The 8271-nt window shown below is 40.3% G+C and carries 6 protein-coding genes; all 6 read right to left on the bottom strand.

What is annotated here, in order from left to right:
* Window positions 1-1593 (bottom strand): pLS20_p028 family conjugation system transmembrane protein (locus A3I9_RS0104965; protein ID WP_018377942.1); only part of this gene is annotated, 1593 nt, incomplete at its 3' end.
* 119 nt (window positions 1594-1712) lie between these two features.
* Window positions 1713-2192, bottom strand: a complete 480-nt coding sequence (locus A3I9_RS0104960; protein WP_018377941.1) for a hypothetical protein — start codon at window positions 2190-2192, stop codon at window positions 1713-1715.
* 100 nt (window positions 2193-2292) lie between these two features.
* A complete protein-coding gene (locus A3I9_RS0104955) occupies window positions 2293-5442 on the bottom strand; it encodes a VirD4-like conjugal transfer protein, CD1115 family (protein ID WP_018377940.1) in 3150 nt (1049 codons plus the stop codon).
* Entirely contained in the window at window positions 5435-5692 is a 258-nt protein-coding gene (locus tag A3I9_RS0104950; protein ID WP_018377939.1) for a hypothetical protein, read from the bottom strand. Before A3I9_RS0104950 ends, A3I9_RS0104955 begins: the two co-directional genes overlap by 8 nt.
* 222 nt (window positions 5693-5914) lie before the next feature.
* A complete protein-coding gene (locus A3I9_RS0104945; protein ID WP_018377938.1) occupies window positions 5915-6343 on the bottom strand; it encodes a single-stranded DNA-binding protein in 429 nt (142 codons plus the stop codon).
* Window positions 6344-6355: 12 nt separating this feature from the next.
* Entirely contained in the window at window positions 6356-8260 is a 1905-nt protein-coding gene (locus A3I9_RS0104940) for an LPXTG cell wall anchor domain-containing protein (protein WP_425423178.1), read from the bottom strand.
* Window positions 8261-8271: the final 11 nt, after the last annotated feature.

The following is an 8271-nucleotide window of genomic DNA, read 5'->3' as shown; positions in this document are numbered from 1 at the left end:
TCCTTTGGCAGCACCTGCGACACCTTGATCTCTCACAGCATTGAAGGCTCCTCGAAGACCTCCACCTGTTACAGCTAGACTATCCCCAAATTTCTTAGTTCCTGCAGCAATGGCTCCTGGAGCTTTACTAGCGACATCCATCCCTAGTTNTCCAGCACCCATGGCTAGACTTCCAACAGCTCCAGCTCCAGTCGCAAAGGCTTGACCAGCCATCATAGCCCCAATGAGTTGTTGAGCGGTATCACTGTGACCTGTAGAAACCCCAAGCCAGCGTTCAATCATAGTCACCCCTTGCATGGCTGCCAGGAAAACACCGATATAAACAAGTGAAGCCGCAATACACTGTTCCCACATGTTGAGGCCATCAAAGAAACCACCTGATAGTTTTGTGACCGCTGAAACAGACAAGATTGGTAAATCTCGACAAATTTCAAGTGTTACCCGCATAATCACAACTTCAAAGAAGATACCTGCCAATGCTCCTCCCATTGTCCGTAACAGCTCCTTATACTTTTTAGAGTTAGACAGAGAACTGTAGCCTTGTAGTGGTGAAATCATCGCCTGAATAACAATATCAAAAACGGATTTTACCAACTTGATAGCCATGGCAATTAAGAGCACAATTAGAATGACATACTGCATGAACATACCTATCCAGTTGACTTTGTATCGTAGATAGACGGGTTCAAAAGCATTTAGTTCGCCAACAACACGATGCTCATTAATAGTTTCTACACCTGTTTGGTTAGCATTCAAGCGATGAAGAAATAGCCCCTTTAAACCCTTTTGTTGATTATCTTCTAAATCTTGCAGTAAGTCAGCGTTTGAAGCTCCATAAGTTGCCCCAAAATCAATCCGTGTCGCAAAGTTAGTCGTATCTCTCTTATCTGGACTGTCTGTGATCTGATTGACAGGCGTAGACCCTTCTTTGGGTGGTTTAATATAACCTTGATCATCTAAATGAAAGAGTTCCGTTGAGAAATCATTATCAATCAAGACTTTGAGATCTACCACATTGTTCTTCATAGGCTGAATAGCTAATGATGAATAATGCTTACTTCCCTCTGGATCCTCGCTAGAAATCGTTTGGATATTCATTGCATCTTGCGCCATGACAGAGGATACGGTTGTCAGAGCTAAAGGTAAAACGGCTGTGACCATGGTTACTAAGAGGAAGTTCGTAATCACTCCCTTATACTTGACTGGCTTGGTAAAGACACCTGTAATAGCCGAGACAACAAGAATTAGACTAAAGAGAGTTGTGCCGATTACTTGGAACCAATAGAAGAACTGACCGATTACTGTGTTGTTATCACCTAAGTAGCCAAATAGACCAAAGAGCTTGAACATATTGTTAAAAACATGTTCCAAACTAGCTGTAATCGAGTACGTGGCTTTGGCAATGCCTCCTGGAATATAGGCCAAGAAGGAGAGGAAGGCTGGCGTTGGTTCCAGATAGTTGCTCCAGTATCTGTAGAAAGAAGCCATTTTCTCCGCATTCTCACCTGTTATATTCCCGTTGGTTTTCCCATTTATATCTAAAAAGCCTTCTTCTAGGGCATTGACCAAATCTGAATAAGTGTCGTATATCAAATGAAGGTACCTACTTTCTGTTGTATACCTCCATCATAAGGGATAATCAAAATTCTTGCGTTAAGGGAAAAAATCACAAAAAGACATCAAAAAAAGCCTCAAGTTTGAGACTTTTTCACTTATTCAGCTGTTCCTGAAAAATCATAATAGCCACCTTCAGCGAAATGATTTCGACGTAATTCAATTATTCGAATCTTATCTCCACCATCAGAAAGAGAAATCTGATAATAAGCATCGGAAGCATCTAATTTCTCCCTTTTTTTACTAATAGCTATTGTAAAATTATTCGTATTTTTAAGTTCTTCTTCAAGAGAAGTCAATACTCCTGAGGTTTCAGTTGGTAAATCGGATTCAGAAATCGTTTTAAAATAAACAATGTCTCCGCTAGAGTTAGAAATTTGCTTCTCCGAAAGGTCAAATTTTAACTGTTCACCACCGCTATTGAAAAAAGATTCATAAGCTCTCAATTCCGCATATCCTGTATAACTATCCTTCAATTCTGTTTTGATGATATCTTCAGCTGATTTTTGGCCACAGGCTGCTAGAAGAATGAGTGCGAGCCCTAACGTCACCAGACTAAACCATTTTTTCATTTTCATAACAACCTTCTCCTTGTTTTTTACTTACTCACATTATATCAGAAATAGGATTTTTTGCAATAGATTGTATACCTTGTTATATAACTTTTTATTTATCTTATTACATCACATCATCCACAAAGAAGAGATCGTCATCATCTTCCTCGTCAAATACTTCTGCAATGACAGCATAGGTTAAATCAGCTGGAGAAGTGAACTGAGCCTGAACCAAAGGTTTAGAGAGTTGCTGCCTCGTTGCTAATTGAGGGACTTCTCCGTTGCTTCTCATACGGTCTGTTAAAGCCTGTCGCCAGTCAATGATTTTGTTGAAGGTATTTTGTGCTCCTACTGCAATATCCTGAAGGTCAAGCTCTCTATGCTCACTTTCTACTGGAATATCCGCCAAGGTCATAGAGTGATCAAATTCATCTTGAAGGAACATATAGCGATAAGGGAAAGCTGTCTTCTCATGGAGGAAGATTGGATCGGTTGTTACCTTACGCCCTGCATTATCTCGACCTTTAACCCCACGTAGGATAACCGCTTCTCCTTCCTGAAGTTTGGCCAACTGGGTAGGGGTCAGTAGTTCCTGTCTTGGATTTTCGATAGACACATTCGGGTTGGCTTCGTCCAGGATATTGCTGGATCTTCTACGACGGGTAATGGTACGTGATCCTAAATCCTTACTAAAGCGACTATTGGTTTTATCAGAAGTAGATTTCACGTAGATTTTTAGCGAACAGTTTTCTTGAATAGTTGCAGCAGTATTCTCACCGTACTTATCAACCAGTTGTTCCAAGTTTTGTATCCAAAGGTAGTAAAGAATGTTTTGGCCAAGACCAATAGAAATCTTAGTATCCATGTGAGGAATGGCTGGAATATTGGTGAACTCATCCAGAATATGAAGAATCCGATTAACACATCTACGACCATTTGACAGTGCTAACTCATAGTTTGCGTTAAATAACTGATCCAAAAATAGGGATACAATACTATTGTATTCTGTCCTATTTGGTGGTGTCACCAGATAAATCACTTTCGGATTGTCTGAATAAATCAAGTCAATATCATCTTCCTGAAGAAGGTTATCCTCTTGTTTATTCAGAACCGTAACCTTGATATGGTCCAGTACAGGCTTTCTCGTATACTCATCCAACTTGATGACCTTGCCACGTTTCTGATAAACTTTTTCAGCTGAGAATTGGAAGGTCTTGTTACGAATAACTGAACCAGTATTGTTTTTGTGATCAAAGTCAATGGTTACCAGGAACTGATCAGGTAGCTTAGGTTCAATCACATAAGTGAGATAACCTTCGCCATCGATCAGAGCTGTTGCTTCTTTCACGTGGGTAACTTGTCTAGTTGTTTTACCCCAAGAAGTCTGACTAGTAATCGTCACTTTGGCTGTCTTATGGGCGTATTCGTTACGCATAGCGACATTAGAACTGGAGCGGAACTTAATGGACAAGCGACGTGGGAAAGCAACTGATTCTAAATCAATAGAATTTTTCGATGTGAGTTTAGCAATATTATCTTGCAAGAAGAGGTTAATCCCAGACATCATGCTGGAGAAGACGTTTCCTTTAGTCTCTTCTGAAGCAAAGTCAGATGACCTGAAGTTAAGATCAGCCATGTCTCGGAATTTAGAAAAATGTTCTTGGTTGATTTTACGCAAGTTATCAAAGTAAACCGTGATTTTCGACTTCTTCTTCACTTGCTGATCACGGTCTGGATTCTCAACGATTTCCCCAAAGTCATTAACAAAAACTTCTTCAGAACCCAAGTCAGTCAAGAATTTGGCAATGTTACGAACTGTTACAGTGTCCCAGGCATCTGTTTCCCCATTCTTAAAAGTTTCATTTGCTCGGTCAATAAGAGCCATAGCAATGGCGTTGAAGAGGGAAATAGACGTATCTTCCCAGTATTTAGCATTGCCATTGCCCATACCTGGTTTCGTTTTACGATAAATGGCTTCTGCCACCGCATTAACCCTTGTCTGTGTCATTTCATAGTAGCCCTTCTTAGCTGCTGCTATTGCAAGTGCTAGTGGGTTATAAGACATGGACCAATCCATATTCTGAAAAGATAGGACATTAACATCATATCCACGTCGGCACATTGTTTTATAGGATGACTGATAGTGCTCCCCTTTTGGATCAGCAATAACCATAGAAGGCTGAATTTCTGCACGACTATTAATATCCATAGTTGTTGTGATATGCCCTTCACCCTTACCAGAACGTGTCATACCGACACCAAGCATATTAGTGGCGCTGTCATCGATGTAATAATCCCCTGAAGCTTTCGCATAAATCCCTAAGATTCTTTCAGCATTCGTCATATAGCGACTAAAGGTGCGATTTTGCCAAAGCATCTGCGAACCGAGAGTCAAACCTGTGAGATTCCTTCTCGTCTCATGTAGGACTGGCACTCCACCTTCACCTGGATAAGTCTCTGTCTTGTTGGGAACTTTCTTATATTGTTGATGAATTTCCTTGACTGTCGCAAAGCGGTCATCCCCTTCTTCATTGTGGTTGTAATCACGGTACTGTTCAAAGTTCACCCAAGCAGAGCGCCAGGCGACTACTAAACCAAGAAGGAAGATCGGGACTGCTAGAATCGGTGCAATCACAAACACCCTAGCATTAAATAAATTCTGGATCAGTAAGCTATCAACATTGAAACTAACAACTTGACTGCTGTCCTTCAACGTCATAATTGAGAAATAAAGGAAGCGTATAGCTGCTCTTAAAACAGTCACTAGATAATTCGTCAGAATCCAAGCAATAAAGCTAAAGCCCAAACCCATTAATACAAAACTACGATAGTTTTTGAAGTAGAGCAGAGGCTTCATTTCCTTGTCAAAACGTTTCCTATCTTGTTTGACAAATGGTAACTTATAGATAATCCGAAAGAGAATATTTCCTAGCAACAGAAATAAAAATGAGGGAATCACCGTAACCAGTCGTTTCATGAATTCCCACAACTGCTTCCCTATATTTTTTCCAGCTGACTTCCAGTCGATCTCGTGACGATGTGTCCAGGAATGAGTGAGTTCTTTCCTCTTATTTCTGAGATGCTCTTTAATGATATTCTTATCATCAAAGAAACTTTTCACCAGTTGAAAAAGATGTCTCATTGGTTTTTTTATAAACATTATTACTTGGTAACAAAGATAGCCTATAAAGCTGACTAAAAGAATCGCATTGAAGCCATTGACTTTTGCTAGTTGAATTAGGGTATAGTAAATTATTTCTAACCAACTAAACATACTGTTCACCTCGTCTATCATCCAAGAAGCGTTTTATCTTTCCTAAATAAAAACTTGAGAAGAGAAAAACCTTAAATTGTAACTGAGGTGAAATCAGTTGATACCGTTCCAAATAAGCGTTGATTCCCTGCTCGATTCCCAATTGGACTGTGTATCGACGACAACTTCTCCCCTGCTTCAGATAATTTTCTATCTGAAGAGAATCAGCAATCAAATCATCCAACTGATCGTCTGTTTGTTTTCTTTCCATAAAGAATGTTCCTTTCTAAATGTCATTACGAATATATAACTAGTGTAAGGGATAATCGAAATCCCTGCGTTAAGGGAATAATTTATCTAAAATAGACAATAAGTTATATAACTTTTTATCTATTCAAGCTTTGACCACTTGCCACTCTTTCTGGTATAATATGTATGAGTTATTACTCCACACAGAAATAGCACGTGTCATTTAGAACACGTGCTATTTTGCTTAAAAGGGCTCATCTGCATCCATTGGTTCTGGATAGAATGGTGATGTTTCTGCCTGAGAAGGAATAGAATGGCCTTGTTTCCTCTTCTGGGCAGCATCCTTACTTTCCAAAAAAGTGATCCCATCGTGTTGGTTAGGAGCAACATATTGAAAGGTTCGACGTTGACCGTTACTGTTTGTATACACTCGCTGCACAATCTCACCTTTAAGGAGAATTGGTGATCCTTTTGAAAGACTCTGGATCATCACTTCTGCTTGTTTCCCATACACTTGCACAGTTAGGAAACTTGGTATCGATTTGCCATTTTCGTCTAGTAGACTTGAGTCACAGACAAACGAGAACTTGAAACTCGTATAGCCTTTACCTGTTTGACCAACGGCGTCTTCTGGAATATCAGCTACTCGTCCATTTGCAATAAATACTTGCATACGGTTAACCTCCTATTCTTCTTGCTGTCTTTTGAAGAATCCAAAGGCACCAAGTACAGCTAGAACAATCACTCCGATTACTGACAGTACAGAAGAGTTTTCACCTGTAGACGGCAACATTGCAGCTGCTTGTACTGGCACAGGACGTGGTGTTGGCGTTTCTGGTACCGGTACTGGTTTTGGATCTTCTTTGACAGTGTTTGTGACCACATTAGAAACGTAACCATTGCCAAAGTCAATCTGATACATCACGTTATCAATCTTGGCACCACCTGCTACATCTGCTTTCACAGTTGCTGGGACTTTTACAAAGAGATCGATACCTTGCTTCATATACATTTCATAAAAAGCCTCAGGGTCATCCGCAACCCAAATACCGAATTCATCGTTATTAGCAATCTGAATGTTTGAATTTTTAACGATTGCTTTAATGAATTCAGGTGCATCTGCCAAATTTTTAATAACATATAAAGTAAGACCTTGAACATCTCTACCTAGAGCATCCGTCCATGTTGCTTGATCCCAATGCATGATAACCTTAGTTTCATCTGGATTTTCAATATATCCATGATCTTTCAGAATCGCAACTGCTCCAGCCGCAATGTCCTTGTACTGGTCAAGGTCCCATTCGCCAACATAGACAATCTTTTGACCTTTATCCACGGTCTTGTTGTGAATGTCATTTCCTTTGAGATCCTGTACCTTTTTAACTGGTTGGATAGTAGACCCACCATTACCTGGTTCGTCACCACCTGGAGTGTAAATAGTCACAGTGTTGGAGTAGACCTTGTAATCTCCAATAAGGAGGCTATAGGTATTTTTATATACCCCATTGTCATTTTGAGGAGCACCAAACAAGATAAGGTCTGTCAGGTCAAAGTCCTTGGTCAAGTCCTGGTTGAGCTTGGCAAGACCTGTTTCGCTCAGGGTAGCCTTGATATAGTTTGTCACTTCGTCAAAAGTGATCGTATAGTCCTGATTGGCATCTACTGTCTGATCCAAATCCAACTTAAATCCAGATGGCAAGTAGTCCTCAATGACAATCTGATCCTGTTTGTAAGCTGGACGACCTGCCTTGATAGTAGGCAATACAAGTGGATACTTGTTGTCTGAGTTTTTAGGCACCATCTTATTGTCTACGTCAACACCATCAGAATTCTGCACCTGTTTCACAATCTTAGGAGATTGTTTCAAAGTATGGTAGTTATAGTGAACAGTTGGTGTCTCAACCTTGTATTTTGTAAGGTTAATTTTTGGAGCATTTACCTGGTATTTGATCAATTCCACCTCTGGAGTTTCTACTTGATACTCTTCCAAGGTTAGAGTAAGTTCCGCAGGTTTTGGCGTAGCGAGGGCTGGTAAATCTGGTTCAACTGGTTTCTCAGGCACGACAGGTACATCTCCTACCACATTGGTGTTAAAGGCAAACCAGATGTTGGTAGGCTCTGTACGACCACCATTTGTCGTAGAGGTGATATCGCGGTTGGTGGCACCAAACTGGAAGCTAATTGGACTAGTATAAATACCTACACCTGCTCCATAGTAGCGAGTGCTATCTTTTTCATCTCCAGCTGAGAAATATTTTGCAGAAGTTGCTGTACCGTCCACATAAGAGTTGTTTTGGTCAGCGTAAATGATGCCATTATGATCCGTTACTGACGATCCTGTAATCGGTACAAATTTACCATTACCATAAGCTACCCACTCGACATTTGAATAGTCAATGACAGGAGAGGTCTTGTTGTTNAGGGATCCGAAGTTAACCGCTACAGGATTGTCCTTGCTTGGTACAATCTCTTTGCCATCTTTATCAAACAGCTGTACTGTCATCGATACAGCTAAATCGTCCGCAGTGTCATTACCTTTATTTTTAGGGGTACCATAAACAAAAAGAGTCCGTGTTGGATCGCTATACAATTCAAAGATCG

Origin of the sequence: Streptococcus ovis DSM 16829 (genome assembly GCF_000380125.1) — a bacterium.
In the GTDB taxonomy this organism is placed as follows: Bacteria; Bacillota; Bacilli; order Lactobacillales; family Streptococcaceae; genus Streptococcus; species Streptococcus ovis.
This window is presented reverse-complemented; position numbering and strand designations above follow the sequence as displayed.

Coding starts and splice junctions, on each gene's coding strand:
- A3I9_RS0104960 (WP_018377941.1), bottom strand. CDS start 2,192: ATGAAAATGAAAAAATGGTTTAGTCTGGTGACGTTAGGGCTCGCACTC.
- A3I9_RS0104955 (WP_018377940.1), bottom strand. CDS start 5,442: ATGTTTAGTTGGTTAGAAATAATTTACTATACCCTAATTCAACTAGCA.
- A3I9_RS0104950 (WP_018377939.1), bottom strand. CDS start 5,692: ATGGAAAGAAAACAAACAGACGATCAGTTGGATGATTTGATTGCTGAT.
- A3I9_RS0104945 (WP_018377938.1), bottom strand. CDS start 6,343: ATGCAAGTATTTATTGCAAATGGACGAGTAGCTGATATTCCAGAAGAC.